Below are 14,260 nucleotides of genomic sequence, written 5' to 3'. Positions count from 1 at the left end.
CCGGGGCCGGAAGGGCATCACCACCAGCGGGCGGGCGCGGCCCTGAAGGCGGCCGCCCGTTCCAGCGCGAAGGCGGCATCAAGGACACCCATCTCGTCGAGCGGGCGGCCGATCAGCTGCAGGCCCAGCGGCAGGCCGCTGGAATCCAGCCCGGCGGGAACCGACATGGCCGGAAGCCCCGCGAGCGACGCCGGAACGGTGAACACATCGTTCAGATACATGGCGATCGGGTCCGCCGACTTGGCGCCCAGTTCGAAGGCGGCGGTCGGCGCTGTCGGGGTGAGCAGCAGGTCGCAGCTTTCCCAAGCACGCTCGAAGTCCAGCGCGATGAGGGCGCGGACCTTCTGGGCCTTCAGATAATAGGCATCATAATAGCCGGCCGAAAGCACATAGGTGCCGATCATGATGCGGCGGCGCACTTCCGCGCCGAAGCCTTCGGCCCGTGTCGCGGAATACATGTCGGCCAGCGATCCGCCCTCGGGCGTGACGCGCATGCCATAGCGCACGCCGTCATAGCGGGCGAGGTTCGACGACGCCTCGGCGGGGGCGACGATGTAATAGGTGGGCAGCGCTTCGCCCGTGTGCGGCAGCGAGACATCGACGATCTCGGCGCCGGCGTCGCGCGCCCAGGCAATGCCCTGCTGCCACAGCGCATCGACTGTCGGGTCCATGCCATCGACACGATATTCACGCGGAATCCCGATGCGCTTGCCGCGCAGGTCGCCCTTCAGCCCGGCGGACCAGGCGGGAACGGGGACGTCGAGCGACGTGGAATCCTTCGGGTCGAAGCCCGCCATCGCCTCCAGCATGATGGCGCAATCCTCGACAGTGCGGGCAAGCACGCCGGCCTGGTCGAGCGAGGAGGCGAAGGCGATGATGCCCCAGCGCGAGCAGCGGCCATAGGTCGGCTTGATCCCGGCGACGCCGGTGAAGGCGGCGGGCTGTCGGATGGAGCCGCCCGTATCGGTGCCGGTGGCTGCCGCACAGAGGCGGGCGGCCACGGCAGCGGAGGACCCGCCCGACGAACCGCCCGGAACCAGCTTCGCGTCCGAGCCTTGGGGCCGCCATGGCGAGATCACCGGCCCGAAGGCGGACGTCTCGTTGGAGGAGCCCATGGCGAACTCGTCGAGGTTGAGCTTGCCGAGCATGGCAGCGCCTGCATCGAAGAGGCGCGCCGTGACGCTGCTTTCGTAGCGCGGGCGGAAGCCCTTCAGGATGTTGCTGCTGGCGGTCGTCTCGACGCCTCTGGTGCAGAAGAGATCCTTGATGCCCAGCGGAATGCCGGCCAGCAGGCCGGCCGTGCCGTCGGCCAGCGCCTTGTCGGCGGCGTCGGCCGCGGCCAGCGCGATCTCGGGCGTCTCGACCGTGAAGGCGTTGAGCGGACGCGCCGCTTCGACCGCCGCCACATGGGCCTGCACCAGTTCACGGGCGGAAAAGTCGCGCGCGGCAAGGCCGGCCTTCATCTGGCCGAGCGTAAGGTCCGTCAGCGCGGTCATTCGATCACCTTGGGCACAGAGAAGAAGCCATGCGCGGCTTCGGGGGCGTTGGCGAGGATATCGTCGGGGATGCCGCCGTCCGTCACCTCGTCGGCGCGCCAGGCGCGCTTGTTGGGGATCACGGCCGTCATCGGCTCGACGCCATCGGTGTCCACGGCCTGCAGCTGGTCGATCCAGCCCAGGATCTTGTTGAGTTCCGAAGCCAGCGGCGCCGCTTCCGCGGGGGCGAGCTTCAAGCGCGCGAGATGGGCGACGCGCGCCACCATGCCTTCATCGACTGCCATGGCTGGCGCCTAGCAGCGCCCGGAAGGCCGCGCAACCTGAAGCCTGTGGCCCCGGGCCGAAAGCGGAAAACGGGCCATGGGCGCAAGCGGACAGCCGCATGGCAGCAAGGGCCGGCAGGCCACATTTGTTGACAAGCCGATGGGCCTGCCCCGCTTGTGCCCGATGCCTGCCCGGCCCTATGAATGCCGTTAACAATCGCCGCCCGGATCATGGGCTGGCGCCATTCCGGCAGCCGCCATGGACGCTGGAACCGGGGTTAGGAAGGGGTGTGGAATGGGGCGTGCGCGGCTGCTTTTCATTCTGCTGTCGCTTGCCCTGCTGCTGGGCGCATCGGCGCTGGGCCTTGCCTTCCACCAATGGCGGGCCGGCAAGATCGCAATGCTGGAACCGCCGCCGGCCAACTCGCCCGCCAACATGCCTGCCGAGACCGCCCTTGCCGGCACGCCGGCAAAGCCGCCGGTGCTGCTTCTTTTCGGGGACAGCCGCGTCGCCCAATGGTCGCCCCTGCCGGACCGGCCCTACCCCATCATCGCCGTCGGCAAGCCCGGCTGGACCGCCATCAGGCTGGAACCGCTGTTCATGCAGGCCCTGGCCGAACACCGCCCGGCGGTGGTGGTGATCCAGGCAGGCGTCAATGACGCGGTGGCCGCCAGCGTTGCCGGAAAGGCCCGCCGCACGCAGGCGCAGGCCGCGACACAGGCCGCACTCGGCCGCATGGCGGCGGCCGGCCGGGCGCAGGGCGCGCATGTGATCCTGATGGAGGTTCCGCCCGCCATCCGGCCGAGCCTCGTCCGCCGCATCGTCTATGGCAGCCGGCTCGATCGCTATGTGGCGGACCTCAACGCGGCGCTCCCCGCGCTTGCCGAAGCGAACGGGGCGGAGATCTTCCCGACCATGGCGCGGCTGTCCGGGCCGGACGGGTCGATGCCCGGGCGTTTCCGCCGCGACAGCCTGCACTGGACGCCCGAGGCCTATGCCGCGCTTGGCGCCCTTCTTCCCGAAACATTGTCCGCAGATACACCGTCCGCAGACACACTGGCGCCCGGCGGCGCGGCAGGCCCGATTGAAGGGCAACCGGCCGCAACACCGGATACGACACCGGTCGCGCCTGCCGAGGATCCGGCCTGATGCTGTTCCAGACTCCTGTCTTCTTCCTTTTCTTCGCGATCGTCTTCGCGCTCTACGCGGGGCTGCAGCGCAACCTCGTCTGGCAGAACCGCATGCTGCTGCTGGCGAGCTATGTCTTCTATGGCTGGTGGGACATCCGCTTCCTCGTGCTGATCGTGGGCGGCACGGCCCTTGCCTACATGCTGACACCGGCCGTCGCCGGCAGGGACCTGCCCCGCCGCCATCTCCTCGAAGGGCTGGGCCTCGCGCTGGCGGGCGCCCTCATATCCTTCCTGCCGGACCTTGGCGCCAACTGGCGCCACCTGATGACGACCCTTGCCCTCATGGGCGGGGCAACGGCCATCGTGCTGGCGCTCGACCGGGTGGAAAACCGCGAGGCGCGCGGGCGCATTGCGCTCACCATCGGCACGATCGCCCTGCTCTGCCTGATCGGCGTCTTCAAATATTTCAACTTCTTCGCCGACAGCTTCGTGCGCATCACCAGCCTGTTCGGCGGCGAAGTGAGCTGGACGACAGCGAACATCGTGCTGCCGGTCGGCATCAGCTTCTTCACCTTCCAGATCATCGGCTATCTGGTGGATGTTCGGCGCGGCAAGTTCCCGCCGTCGGCCTCCATCCTCACCTTCGCGAGCTTCATCGCCTTCTTCCCGCAGCTGGTGGCCGGCCCGATCGAGCGCGCGTCCCATCTCTACGGCCAGTTCATGCAGGCCCGGCGGATCACGGCGGACGGGCTTTCCTCGGGCGCGCTTTTGTTCCTGTGGGGGATGTTCAAGAAGGTTGTGGTCGCGGACAATCTCTCCCCGGTGGTCAACGACGTGTTCGCCCGTTCGGGCAGCGCCACCACGGGCGAGCTTCTCGTCGGCATCCTCGCCTTCGCCTTCCAGATCTATGGTGATTTCTCGGGCTATACCGACATGGCGCGCGGAATCTCCCGCATGCTGGGCTTCGAGCTGATGCTGAACTTCAAGCTGCCCTATTTCAGCCGCACGCCCTCCGAATTCTGGGAACGCTGGCACATCTCGCTTTCCAGCTGGCTCAGGGACTATCTCTACATCTCGCTGGGCGGCAACCGGCACGGCAGCTTCAACACCTATCGCAACCTGTTCCTCACCATGCTGCTGGGCGGCCTGTGGCATGGCGCCGCCTGGACCTTCGTGGCCTGGGGGGCATTCCATGGCTTCATCCTGATCGTCTACCGCATGCTGGACATCGACAGGCGGGTCATGCCGGTGGTGAACGGCTGGATGGCGACGCGCCCGGCCGCCGGGCTTGTGGCCAATGCCGGGCTGGTTGCCATCATGTTCGCGCTCACACTCATCGGCTGGCTGTTCTTCCGCGCGGGCGACATGGCGACGGTCGGCCACTTCCTCACCGGCATCTTCGCCGGCACGGGTCTTGCCTCGGCTCACTGGGGCACGCTTGGGCTGTTCACCGTTCCGCTGATCCTGGTGCAATGCTGGCAGCGCTGGACGGACAAGCTCGAGTTCCTGGCCGCAAGCCCGCCCTTCATCCGGCTGAACCTCGTGCTGTTCCTGCTATACTCCCTCATCTTCCTGGCGCCCGGCGAGGCGTCGGACTTCATCTACTTCGCATTCTGAGGAAGGCCGGATGACGATGGCGACGACAGCAGCCCCTTCCCGAGGCACGAAGCCCCGCCGCTGGTGGGCATGGCCGCTGATCGCGGCCCTGATGGCGGCCTATGCCCTGCTTTTCGGGGAAATGTTCCTGCGCCTGCTGGCGCCGCAGGCCATGGTCCCGCGCTATGTCACGGGCGGGGCCGATGGCGTGCGCGCCAACATTCCCGGCTCCGCCTTCCGCCACTGGACCCCGGAAGTGGATGTGACCATCCGCTACAATGCGGCCGGCATGCGCGATGACCGGCCGGCGCCGCCCCTGGCCAGGGCGGCGGGCGAATGCCGCATCGCCCTTTTGGGGGACAGCTATTTCGCCGGCTTCGAAAGCAGCTGGGACAACAGCTTCGCGGCCCGGCTGGAAGAGGCGCTGAAGGCGCGCGGCCATGGCTGCCGGGTGCTGAACTTCGCCGTCTCGGGCTTCGGGCCGTCGGAAAATCTCGTCATCCTCGACAGCCGGGTGAAGGAATGGCAGCCCGACCTGGTGCTGATGTCGCTGCACATGACGGATGGCGACGACAATCTGCGCGCCGATCTCTTCCGCCTGGAGGACGACAGGCTGGTGCCGACCGGCAAGCCCTATCTGCCAGCTGTCGCCATCAGCGACCGGCTGCAGCAGATCCCGCTCTACCTCTGGGCGCAGCAGAACAGCCATTTCTATTCCGCCGTCCGCGAGGCCGCCGGCGGCGCCGGAAAGCGGCTGCTGGCCAGCGTGCGCAAGGCGGTCGACGGCCTGCGCGGCACGGGCGCGGCGCCCGCGCCCGCCCCCACAACTGCCGAGGCTGAAGCTGCCGATGCACCGAAACAGGCGCATTTCACCGGCAACATGGCGCTCAACCGCGCCATCATCGATGCGATCGACGAAAAGAGCCGCAGCATGGGCGCGCGCCTCATGCTGTTCGAGATTCCCTCGAGCGGCGGGCGGATGCGCTATGTCCGCGTGTCCGAGGATCTCGTCGGCCCCGACATGCTGGCCCGCATTCCCCACGCGACCCCCCTGCCCCGCTTCCAGGCCATGCAGTCGCCCGAGGTGCAGCTTTACCTCGAGCGCGGCCACCGCCACTGGACCGTGCTGGGCAACCGGGTGGCGGCCGACGTGGCGGCCGACGCCATCATCGCCCGCGATCTCCTGTCTGCCAGCGCTCCTGCCACAGCAGGTGCGGGCTGAAGGGAAGCGCCATGGACTCCCGGCTGTCGATCATCACCCTCGGCACGGCCGATCTCGCGCGCGCCACCGCCTTCTGGGAGGCGATGGGCCTCGAGCGCCGCGCCCGGCAAATGGATGGAATCGCCTTCTTCCAGCTGGGCGGCATCGCCCTCGGCCTCTACCCCTTCGACAGACTGGCCGAGGATTGCGGCCTGCACGAAGCCGCTGCTTCGGGCCGCGTGACCCTTGCCCACAACTGCCGCACCGAAGCGGAGGTGGATGGCATCCTCGCTGCGGCTGTCGCGGCCGGCGGCACGTTGCTGAAACCGGCGCACAAGGCCTTCTGGGGCGGCTATTCCGGCTATTTCGCCGATCCTGACGGTCACCCCTGGGAGGTCGCCTTCAATCCCTTCTTCCCGCTGGCGGACGACGGCGCCCTCATCCTTCCCGGCTGATGTCCCGATCGGGGCCGGTCAGGCGGAGGCTTCCTCTTCCGCCGGGCCAAGCGCCGCCATCTTTCCAAGGGCGATGGCCAGCCGCTCGGGTTCCTGCGCGCCCAGCACAAGGCCGCGCCCGTTCAGGATGAAGGCGGGCACGGCGCTGACACCCATGTCCTCCCAGCGCTCCTCCAGCGCGCGCACCGCCGGCCCGAAGCGGCCATCGGCCAGCACGGCGCCGGCCTCGGCCCGGTCGAGCCCGGCGGCCGCCGCGCAGTCGAGCAGCACGTCATGATCGGCGATGCTGCGCCCTTCGCCGAAATAGGCGCGGAAGAGATTGAGCTTCAGCGCCGTCTGCCGCCCCGTATCCCGTGCCCAGTGGATCAGGCGGTGGGCATCGAAACTGTTCCAGATGCGCTTCGACCGGCCGGACAGGTCGATGCCCAGCGGCTCGGCAATCGCCCGCATGTGCCCGCGCGTGGCGGCCGACTGTTCGGGGGTGACACCATATTTGCGCGCCAGATGCTCGGCCGCGTCCTCGCCTTCGGGCGGCATCCAGGGGTTCAGCTCGAAGGGGTGCCAGCGGATGTCGCCTGCAAGTCCGGCGATGTCGAGCGCGCGTTCCAGCTGGCGATAGCCGATATAGCACCAGGGGCAGACCACGTCCGAAATGATGTCCACGCGAATGCTGCCGCCCGTGCCAGCCATGCCAGCCATGTCAATGCTCCCGCCGATTGAGGTGGGGGCATAATCGCGCTAGGGGCCGCCCATGTCCACACAGCCAGCCGCGCATGCGGGGGATCACCCCGAACGGCGCACCTTTGCCATCATCTCCCACCCTGACGCGGGCAAGACCACGCTGACCGAACGGCTGCTGCTGGCCGGCGGCGCCATCCATGCGGCGGGCGAGGTGAAGGCGCGCGGCGCGGCGCGGCGGGCTCGGTCCGACTGGATGAAGATCGAGCAACAGCGCGGCATCTCCGTCACTTCCTCGGTGATGACCTTCGAGCGCGACGGCCTGCTCTTCAACCTGCTCGACACGCCCGGCCACGAGGATTTCTCGGAAGACACCTACCGCACGCTCACCGCCGTCGATTCGGCCGTGATGGTGATCGACGCCGCCAAGGGCATCGAGGCGCAGACTCTCAAGCTCTTCGAAGTCTGCCGCCTGCGCTCGGTTCCGATCATCACCTTCATCAACAAGGTCGACCGCGAAGGACGCTCCCCCTTCGAGCTTCTGGACGAGATCGCCGACAAGCTGGCGCTCGATGTCTGCCCGATGAGCTGGCCTGTGGGCATGGGCGGCGAATTCGAAGGCCTGTGGGACATGGAACGCAACCAGCTGCAGCGGCCGGACGGCAGCCTGGCACAGGGCGCGCTTGCCGATCTCGTGTCGCCGGCCATCAACGAACGCGTGGCGGAGGAACTGGAGCTGGCCGGGATCGGCTACCCGGCCTTCGACGCCGAAGCCTATCGCCATGGCGACCTGACTCCGGTCTATTTCGGCTCCGCCCTGCGCGAAATCGGGGTCGAGCCGCTGATCGAGGCGCTGGCGCGCTTTGCCCCCGGCCCGCGCCCGCAACCCGCCGAGCCGGCACCCATTTCCCCCGATGCAGCCAATGTCACCGGCTTCATCTTCAAGGTGCAGGCCAACATGAACCCGATGCACCGCGACCGGGTCGCCTTCATGCGGCTGTGCTCGGGGCGCTTCCGGCGCGGCATGCGGCTCACCCAGGTGGGAACCGGCAAGGCGATCGCCATCCATTCCCCCGTGCTCTTCTTCGCGCGCGAGCGTGAAACCGCAGACGAGGCCTTCCCCGGCGACATCATCGGCATCCCCAACCATGGCACGCTGCGCGTGGGCGACACATTGACGGACGGCCCGCCCGTCACCATCACCGGCCTGCCCAATTTCGCGCCGGAAATCCTGCGCCGTGTCGCCCTGAAAGACCCCACCAAGACCAAGCAGCTGAAGAAGGCACTGGACGACATGGCCGAGGAGGGCGTCATCCAGGTGTTCCACCCCGCCATCGGCGCGCAGACCGTGGTGGGCGTCGTCGGCCAGCTGCAGCTCGAAGTGCTGATCTCGCGGCTGGAAGCCGAGTACAAGGTGGAGGCGGTCCTCGAGGCTTCCCCCTATGATACCGCGCGCTGGGTGGCGTCAGACGATCCGGCGGCGCTCAGGAAACTGGGGGAAGAGCATCGCAGCCAGATGGCCGCCGACCGCGACGGCCATCCCGTGTTCCTGGCCAAGGACCTGTGGGACCTGAACTACATCCAGGGCCGCCATCCCGCTGTCCGCTTTTCGGCGACGCGCGAACGGACTTGAGCCGCCGGCGGCAGACGCTAGGCTGGCGACCATGCGCACGCCAGCCCTGATCGCCGCCCCGGCGCGGCTTCTCGCCCCGGTCCTTGCCTTCGCCATCGCCCAGCCTGCACTGGCCGGCGGCGCAGCAACGCCACCGGCCGCCATTGCCCGGCCCGCGATCGAACCCGGCCTTGCCGAAATGCGGGCCGGATTCGCCGGCTGGATGGAAGCGAACCATGTGCCCGGCCTTGTCTGGGGTGTGGTCGCCGATGGCCGGCTGGTGCATGTGGAAGGCATGGGCGTGCAGGATCTGCGCCGCAAGCGCCCGGTCACGCCCGATACCGCCTTCCGCATCGCCTCGATGTCGAAGGCGTTCACCGCTTATGCGATCCTGAAGCTGCAGCAGGCCGGGCGGCTGCGCCTCGATGATCCGGCAAGCCTGCATGTGCCGGAAATGGCCGGCTGGGCGCACGGGATCAGCGTGGGCGACCTGATGCACCACACGGCGGGATTCGTGACGGACGACCCCTGGGGGGACCGCCAGCAATCCATGGCGGAGGCCGATTTCACCGCCATGCTGAAGGCCGGCGTGCCCTTCCACAGCGCGCCGGGCACCCGCTACGAATATTCCAACTTCGGCTATGCGACCCTTGGCCGGATCATCACCTATGTCTCGGGCACGGCCTATCAGGCCCATGTGCGCGACACGATCTGGAAGCCGCTGGGCATGCTGTCCACCCGCTACGAAGTGGGCGAGGTGCCGCCCGAACGGCTGGCGCTCGGCTATCGCTGGCAGGAAGGCCGCTGGCTTCCCGAGCCTGAAATGGCCGACGGCGTCTTCGGGGCGATGGGCGGGGTGGTCACCACCGCGAACGACTATGCGAAATGGATGACCCACCTGCTTTCGGGCTGGCCGGCAGAAGCCGCCGCCACCGATGCGCAAAGCGCGGTGAACAGGGCCGTGATCCGGCAGATGCGCGAAGGCGGGGGCTTCGTCCACCAGCGCGCACGCCCCGGCAAGGACGCGCCCGACTGCCGCATGATGATGATCTATGCCGCCGGCCTGGTGGCGGGCACGGATTGCGAACTGGGCGGCGTGCTGTTCCATTCCGGCGGCTATCCCGGCTATGGCAGCCACATGCTGCTTCTGCCCGATGCGGGGGTCGGCCTTTTCGCTTTTTCCAACCGTACCTACGCGGCCCCTCTCGCCCCGGTCTGGGATGCGGCCGGCATCCTGAAGCGCGCCGGCTTCGCAACCGACAGGCCCATTCCGGAAAGCCCGGCCGTCAGCACCGCCATGGCTGCCGTGCGCCACATCTGGGAATCGGGCAGTATCGACGCCCGGCCCGATGCGCTGGCGATGAACATGCTGATGGATCGCCCGGCCGACCTGTGGGCAAAAGACCTGCAGCACCTGAAGGCGGAGCTTGGCCGCTGCGACCTTGCCGCACCGGTCATGCCCGAGGGCGCCCTTTCGGCGCGCTTTTCATGGGCCTGTGAAAAAGGCCGGCTGAACGGGCGCATCATCCTCACGCCGACGGCCCCGGCCACAATCCAGGCGCTGCGCCTCGCAATCGAACAGGGTAGCTGAGGAACGAAGGTTCAGTCGCCGATCCGGCGGCTGCCCGCATCCATCACGGCCTCGCCGGCCGCGCGGGCGGCGGCGATTCCGGCAACCAGCGATTCCACCCGGCGCCTGTCGGCATCGTCTGGCGGCAGGCTGTCCACCAGCCGCAGCAGCGGCGTGGTTCGGGCATCGGCATCGGCCAGCTGGCTGCGGGCCAGATCATAGCGGGAAAGCGCCATCTGCGCAGCGCTCCAGGGAACAGAGCCGGCCTCGACACGGCCCAGCCGCGAAAGCGCCGCATCAAGCGCACGCTTTTCGGCCGCCATGTCGGCCAGAATGGTATCGAGCGCCCGCTGCTCGCGCGCGATGTCACTGGCCAGCGCCGTGCGTTCTTCCACGGAAAGCGCCGGCACGATCCCCGCGCCCGGCGCCTCGATCACGCGCGGCTTTTCCCCCGGCCGCACCGCGAGCGAAGGAAAGCCCGTGGCGCTGTGGCCGCAGGCGGCAAGCATGAGAAGCGAGGCGGCAAGCGCTGGCGCCCTGGCGGCGACCCTGGGGTGAAACTGCATGATATTTTCCTAGCCGCATCAACTCCGCGCTTGCAATCGGCATCGCCCTCTCCTAAACGGCCGCCCTCGGCACGCGCCCGTAGCTCAGCTGGATAGAGCACCAGACTACGAATCTGGGGGTCAGAGGTTCGAATCCTTTCGGGCGCGCCATTTTCCAAATTATGAAACCCTCCTCCGGCACCGCAAATGCCTGCCGGCGGATCGTGTCCCGTGCGAACGCCATGGGCTGCTATCATCCATCTTGATGGCGGGGCGCGCCTCGTTCAATGTTCCGGCGGGGAATGAATGAGGGGGAGGTCTGTCATGACAGTGGTCGATCAGGTCCGCGTCGCGCCGGTCACGGTTGCCAGAAATCTGCGCCTTGGCGATCTGGGGGCGGCGCTGGCTGCGGGCTGGAAGGATTTTCTGGCAAATCCGGCCTACGGCCTGTTTTTCTCGGCCGTCTATGTGCTGGGCGGAATGCTGCTCTATTACGGCCTTGTCGAGCGCGGGGAACTGATGTGGCTGACGCTCGCGGCAGCCGGGTTTCCGCTGCTGGCGCCGTTCACGGCCGTGGGCCTTTACGAAGTGAGCCGCCGCCGGGAAGCCGGGCTGCCCGTCGGCTGGGGGGTCGTTCTGGGCGCCGTGCGGGGCCGCGGGGATGACCAGATCCTGATGATGGGGATCGTGGTCTTCATGTCCTTCGCCTTCTGGGTGGTGCTTGCCCGGGGCATTTTCGCCATCTTCATGGGAACATCGGGCATCGGCGCCGAAACACTCGGGCAGATAGCAACCGGACAGGGGGCGGTGATGCTGCTGGTCGGCAGCGCCGTCGGCGCCATGCTGGCGCTGGCCTTCTTTTCGATCACGGTCATCAGCCTGCCGATGCTGGTGGACAGACGCATCGATTTCATCACCGCCATCATCACCAGCCTCGCCACGGTGCGGTCCAACACGCTTGTCCTGCTGGCCTGGGCGGTGCTGATCGCCGTCTCGCTGTTCACGGCCATGCTGCCGCTGTTCCTGGGCCTGTTCCTCGTGCTGCCCGTGCTCGGCCACGCCACCTGGCACCTCTATCGCCGCGCCGTCAGCCACCCGACCCCGTAGCGCGTCGTCAGACCGCCGGGGCGCATGATGTCCCGGCGTCCATACTGATGAAAGCCGCAGTGCCCCTTCGGGTGCAAAGACGGCTAGCTGGTTCGCGGGATGCTGGCAGCCATGCCGCCGGCAGAGAAGACAGGCTGCTGACCATGCGCTTTCCTGGGCGCCGGCCGGTCAGGGCCACGCCTGAGGGAGAAACGCATGAACCTCGATTTTTCGGACGACCAGAAACAGCTGAAGGAGCAGCTCCGCCGCTTCCTGGCAGACAAATGCCCGCCGACCACCGTGCGCGCCGTGCTCGAAGGGCCGGAAACGCATGACCGGGCGCTTTATGCCGGCCTTGCCGAAATGGGCGTGCTGGGCGCCGCCATTCCCGAGGAATTCGGCGGCCTCGGCCTCGGCCGGCTCGAGCTGTGCGTCCTGGCAGAGGAACTCGGCCGGGTGCTGGCGCCGGTTCCGGTGTCTTCCTCCATCTATCTAGTCGCCGAATATCTGATGGCCGCCGGGACCGAGGCACAGAAGAAGGCCTGGCTGCCGAAGCTTGCCGACGGCAGCGCGATCGGTGCCGAAGCGCTGGTCGAAAAGGCCGGCCGCCTCGGGCCTGACGGCATTTCGGCCCGCGTGTCGGGCGGCAGGCTTTCCGGCGTCAAGCTGCCGGTGACGGATGGCATGGCGGCCGATGTCGCTGTCGTCGCCGCGAAGGACGATGCCGGGCTGTCGCTCTACCTCGTCGATCTCGGCGCGGCGGGCGTGGAACGCGAGGCGCTCGCCTCGGTCGATCCGGGCCGCAGCCAGGCGCGCATCTGCTTCGACAATGCCCCGGCCGAGCTTCTGGGCCGCGCCGGCGGTGGCTGGGAACTGGTGGAAGCCGTGCGCGACAAGGCGGCCGTGCTGCTGGCCTTCGAGCAGATCGGCGGCGCGGACCGGGCGCTTGAAATGGCGCGCGACTATGCGCTGGAACGCATCGCCTTCGGCCGGCAGATCGGCTCCTTCCAGGCAATCAAGCACATGCTGGCCGACATGTATGTCTCGGCAACGCTGGCGCGCTCCAACGCCTATTATGCAGCCTGGGCGCTTTCGACCGATGCAGCGGAACTGCCTGTCGCGGCGGCCACTGCGCGGGTCGCCGCCACCCAGGCCTTCCAGCATTGCGCGAAGAACAACATCCAGGTGCATGGCGGCATGGGCTTCACCTGGGCCTTCGACTGCCACCTCTTCTACCGCCGTTCCAACCAGCTGGCGCTCGCCATCGGCTCGCAGACCAGCTGGGAGGACCTGCTGATCGAACGCATGCGCCGGCAAGACCAGCGCGCAGCCTGAAAGGACCGCAGATGAACTTCGACGATACCCCTGAAGAAGCCGCGTTCCGCAGCGAAGTGCGGGCCTGGATGCAGGCAAACGCCCCGCACGAACTGGAAGCCGAGCTGCAGCGCATGGGCTTCGGCAGCGCCGGCGCTTCCATGGAAGCAAGCAAGGCCTGGCAGAAGAAGAAGGCCGAAGCCGGCTATTCCTGCCCCAGCTGGCCGAAGGAATATGGCGGCGGCGGTTTCACGCCCATCCAGCGCGTGATCCTGGCGCAGGAGGAAGGCGTCTTCGCCAAGCTGTCCGGCCCCTTCACCATCGGCCATGGCATGTGCGGCCCCACGGTGATGCACTGGGCCTCGGAAGAGCATAAGCGCCGGCTGCTGCCGCCGCTGGTTTCGGGCGAGGAAATCTGGTGCCAGCTCTTTTCCGAGCCGGCCGGCGGCTCCGACCTTGCCGGCCTGCGCACCCGCGCCGAGCGCGCGGCCGACGGCAGCGGTGACTGGATCATCAACGGCCAGAAGATCTGGACATCGGGCGCCCAGCACAGCGACTGGGGCCTGCTGCTGACACGGACCAACCCCGACGTGCCCAAGCACAAGGGCCTCACCATGTTCTTCCTCGACATGCGCTCGCCGGGTGTCGAGATCCGGCCGATCAAGCAGGCGAACGGCCAGTCGCACTTCAACGAAGTCTATTTCACCGATGTGCGAATCCCCGATTCCCAGCGGCTTGGCGACGAGAACAGGGGGTGGGAGGTTTCGCTCACCACGCTGATGAACGAGCGCGCGGCCATCGGCGGCTCGATGAGCACGGGCTTCCCCGAGCTTCTGGAGCTGACGAAGATGCTGGAACTCGATGGCCGGCCGGCCGTCGATGACCCGATGGTGCGCTCGCGCCTCGCCCAGTTCGCCATCCGCCAGAGCGGCCTTGCCTATACCGGCATGCGCTCGCTCACAGCGCTTTCCAGGGGCGAGACGCCGGGGCCGGAAAACTCCATCGGCAAGCTGGTCGCCGGCTCCAGCATGCAGGAAATCGCCATGTTCGCGCTGGACCTCATGGGTGAGGCCGGCGTGGTGGACGACCCCGAGATCGCCGCGCGCGAAGGCTGGTTCCAGGCGGTGCTGATGCGCTCTCCGGCTACCCGCATCGAGGGCGGCTCGGACGAGATCCTGCGCAACATCATCGCCGAGCGGGTGCTGGGGCTGCCCGGGGACATCCGCGTGGACAAGGACGTGGCCTTCCGCGACATCCCGACCAGCGGCCGCAAGAACTGAACGGCCGCGGCCGGGCAACAGACACGGAGCGGG

Annotated in this window: 13 protein-coding genes and 1 tRNA gene; 10 read left to right on the top strand and 4 right to left on the bottom strand. The window is 67.8% G+C overall.

The genetic code is table 11. From position 1 onward, the window contains the following. Positions 1 to 17 precede the first annotated feature (17 nt). Positions 18 to 1,496: an Asp-tRNA(Asn)/Glu-tRNA(Gln) amidotransferase subunit GatA gene (gene gatA / locus ACUJ46_RS02395; protein ID WP_445388849.1), complete on the bottom strand. Its 1,479-nt coding sequence runs from the start codon at positions 1,494 to 1,496 to the stop codon at positions 18 to 20. Then, positions 1,493 to 1,780, bottom strand: coding sequence for an Asp-tRNA(Asn)/Glu-tRNA(Gln) amidotransferase subunit GatC (gene gatC, locus ACUJ46_RS02390; protein ID WP_445388848.1), 288 nt, complete (start codon positions 1,778 to 1,780; stop codon positions 1,493 to 1,495). Before gatC ends, gatA begins: the two co-directional genes overlap by 4 nt. Before the next feature lie 274 nt (positions 1,781 to 2,054). Between gatC and ACUJ46_RS02385 the strand changes: the two genes are divergently transcribed. From ACUJ46_RS02385 to ACUJ46_RS02370, 4 genes are read left to right on the top strand one after another with little or no spacing between them, the layout of a single operon-like run. Further along, complete coding sequence (locus ACUJ46_RS02385) at positions 2,055 to 2,909, top strand: SGNH/GDSL hydrolase family protein (protein WP_445388847.1); 855 nt, start codon at positions 2,055 to 2,057, stop codon at positions 2,907 to 2,909. Further along, a complete protein-coding gene (locus ACUJ46_RS02380; protein ID WP_445388846.1) occupies positions 2,909 to 4,507 on the top strand; it encodes an MBOAT family O-acyltransferase in 1,599 nt (532 codons plus the stop codon). Before ACUJ46_RS02385 ends, ACUJ46_RS02380 begins: the two co-directional genes overlap by 1 nt. A 10-nt stretch (positions 4,508 to 4,517) precedes the next feature. Then, positions 4,518 to 5,708, top strand: a complete 1,191-nt coding sequence (locus tag ACUJ46_RS02375; protein ID WP_445388845.1) for an SGNH/GDSL hydrolase family protein — start codon at positions 4,518 to 4,520, stop codon at positions 5,706 to 5,708. An 11-nt stretch (positions 5,709 to 5,719) separates the two neighbouring features. Then, complete coding sequence (locus ACUJ46_RS02370) at positions 5,720 to 6,142, top strand: VOC family protein (RefSeq protein ID WP_445388844.1); 423 nt, start codon at positions 5,720 to 5,722, stop codon at positions 6,140 to 6,142. 18 nt (positions 6,143 to 6,160) lie between these two features. On the opposite strand, the gene ACUJ46_RS02365 is transcribed toward ACUJ46_RS02370, so the two are convergent. Next, positions 6,161 to 6,841 carry a DsbA family oxidoreductase gene (locus tag ACUJ46_RS02365; protein ID WP_445388843.1) on the bottom strand — a complete coding sequence of 227 codons (681 nt, stop codon included), beginning with the start codon at positions 6,839 to 6,841 and terminating at the stop codon, positions 6,161 to 6,163. 52 nt (positions 6,842 to 6,893) lie between these two features. On the opposite strand from ACUJ46_RS02365, the gene ACUJ46_RS02360 reads away from it, so the two are divergent. Together ACUJ46_RS02360 and ACUJ46_RS02355 are read left to right on the top strand one after the other, a co-directional pair. Continuing rightward, entirely contained in the window at positions 6,894 to 8,453 is a 1,560-nt protein-coding gene (locus tag ACUJ46_RS02360; protein ID WP_445388842.1) for a peptide chain release factor 3, read from the top strand. Positions 8,454 to 8,484: 31 nt separating this feature from the next. After that, positions 8,485 to 10,023: a serine hydrolase domain-containing protein gene (locus ACUJ46_RS02355; protein WP_445388841.1), complete on the top strand. Its 1,539-nt coding sequence runs from the start codon at positions 8,485 to 8,487 to the stop codon at positions 10,021 to 10,023. A gap of 11 nt (positions 10,024 to 10,034) precedes the next feature. On the opposite strand, the gene ACUJ46_RS02350 is transcribed toward ACUJ46_RS02355, so the two are convergent. Continuing rightward, positions 10,035 to 10,568: a hypothetical protein gene (locus tag ACUJ46_RS02350; protein WP_445388840.1), complete on the bottom strand. Its 534-nt coding sequence runs from the start codon at positions 10,566 to 10,568 to the stop codon at positions 10,035 to 10,037. Positions 10,569 to 10,641: 73 nt separating this feature from the next. On the opposite strand from ACUJ46_RS02350, the gene ACUJ46_RS02345 reads away from it, so the two are divergent. The 4 genes from ACUJ46_RS02345 to ACUJ46_RS02330 all read left to right on the top strand — a co-directional run bounded on the left by ACUJ46_RS02345 (position 10,642) and on the right by ACUJ46_RS02330 (position 14,227). Beyond that, positions 10,642 to 10,718, top strand: a tRNA-Arg gene (locus tag ACUJ46_RS02345). Positions 10,719 to 10,871: 153 nt separating this feature from the next. After that, the gene (locus ACUJ46_RS02340; RefSeq protein WP_445388839.1) at positions 10,872 to 11,654 is read left to right on the top strand and encodes a DUF2189 domain-containing protein; all 783 of its coding nucleotides are present in this window, start codon (positions 10,872 to 10,874) and stop codon (positions 11,652 to 11,654) included. Between the two features lie 195 nt (positions 11,655 to 11,849). Beyond that, on the top strand, positions 11,850 to 12,968 hold the full coding sequence (locus tag ACUJ46_RS02335) for an acyl-CoA dehydrogenase family protein (RefSeq protein ID WP_445388838.1): 1,119 nt from the start codon (positions 11,850 to 11,852) through the stop codon (positions 12,966 to 12,968). Positions 12,969 to 12,979: 11 nt separating this feature from the next. Continuing rightward, the gene (locus ACUJ46_RS02330) at positions 12,980 to 14,227 is read left to right on the top strand and encodes an acyl-CoA dehydrogenase family protein (RefSeq protein WP_445388837.1); all 1,248 of its coding nucleotides are present in this window, start codon (positions 12,980 to 12,982) and stop codon (positions 14,225 to 14,227) included. The last annotated feature ends 33 nt before the right edge of the window (positions 14,228 to 14,260 follow it).

The organism is Sandaracinobacteroides sp. A072 (assembly GCF_052616365.1).
This window is presented reverse-complemented; position numbering and strand designations above follow the sequence as displayed.

Coding starts and splice junctions, on each gene's coding strand:
- gatA (WP_445388849.1), bottom strand. CDS start 1,496: ATGACCGCGCTGACGGACCTTACGCTCGGCCAGATGAAGGCCGGCCTT.
- gatC (WP_445388848.1), bottom strand. CDS start 1,780: ATGGCAGTCGATGAAGGCATGGTGGCGCGCGTCGCCCATCTCGCGCGC.
- ACUJ46_RS02385 (WP_445388847.1), top strand. CDS start 2,055: ATGGGGCGTGCGCGGCTGCTTTTCATTCTGCTGTCGCTTGCCCTGCTG.
- ACUJ46_RS02380 (WP_445388846.1), top strand. CDS start 2,909: ATGCTGTTCCAGACTCCTGTCTTCTTCCTTTTCTTCGCGATCGTCTTC.
- ACUJ46_RS02375 (WP_445388845.1), top strand. CDS start 4,518: ATGACGATGGCGACGACAGCAGCCCCTTCCCGAGGCACGAAGCCCCGC.
- ACUJ46_RS02370 (WP_445388844.1), top strand. CDS start 5,720: ATGGACTCCCGGCTGTCGATCATCACCCTCGGCACGGCCGATCTCGCG.
- ACUJ46_RS02365 (WP_445388843.1), bottom strand. CDS start 6,841: ATGGCTGGCATGGCTGGCACGGGCGGCAGCATTCGCGTGGACATCATT.
- ACUJ46_RS02360 (WP_445388842.1), top strand. CDS start 6,894: ATGTCCACACAGCCAGCCGCGCATGCGGGGGATCACCCCGAACGGCGC.
- ACUJ46_RS02355 (WP_445388841.1), top strand. CDS start 8,485: ATGCGCACGCCAGCCCTGATCGCCGCCCCGGCGCGGCTTCTCGCCCCG.
- ACUJ46_RS02350 (WP_445388840.1), bottom strand. CDS start 10,568: ATGCAGTTTCACCCCAGGGTCGCCGCCAGGGCGCCAGCGCTTGCCGCC.
- ACUJ46_RS02340 (WP_445388839.1), top strand. CDS start 10,872: ATGACAGTGGTCGATCAGGTCCGCGTCGCGCCGGTCACGGTTGCCAGA.
- ACUJ46_RS02335 (WP_445388838.1), top strand. CDS start 11,850: ATGAACCTCGATTTTTCGGACGACCAGAAACAGCTGAAGGAGCAGCTC.
- ACUJ46_RS02330 (WP_445388837.1), top strand. CDS start 12,980: ATGAACTTCGACGATACCCCTGAAGAAGCCGCGTTCCGCAGCGAAGTG.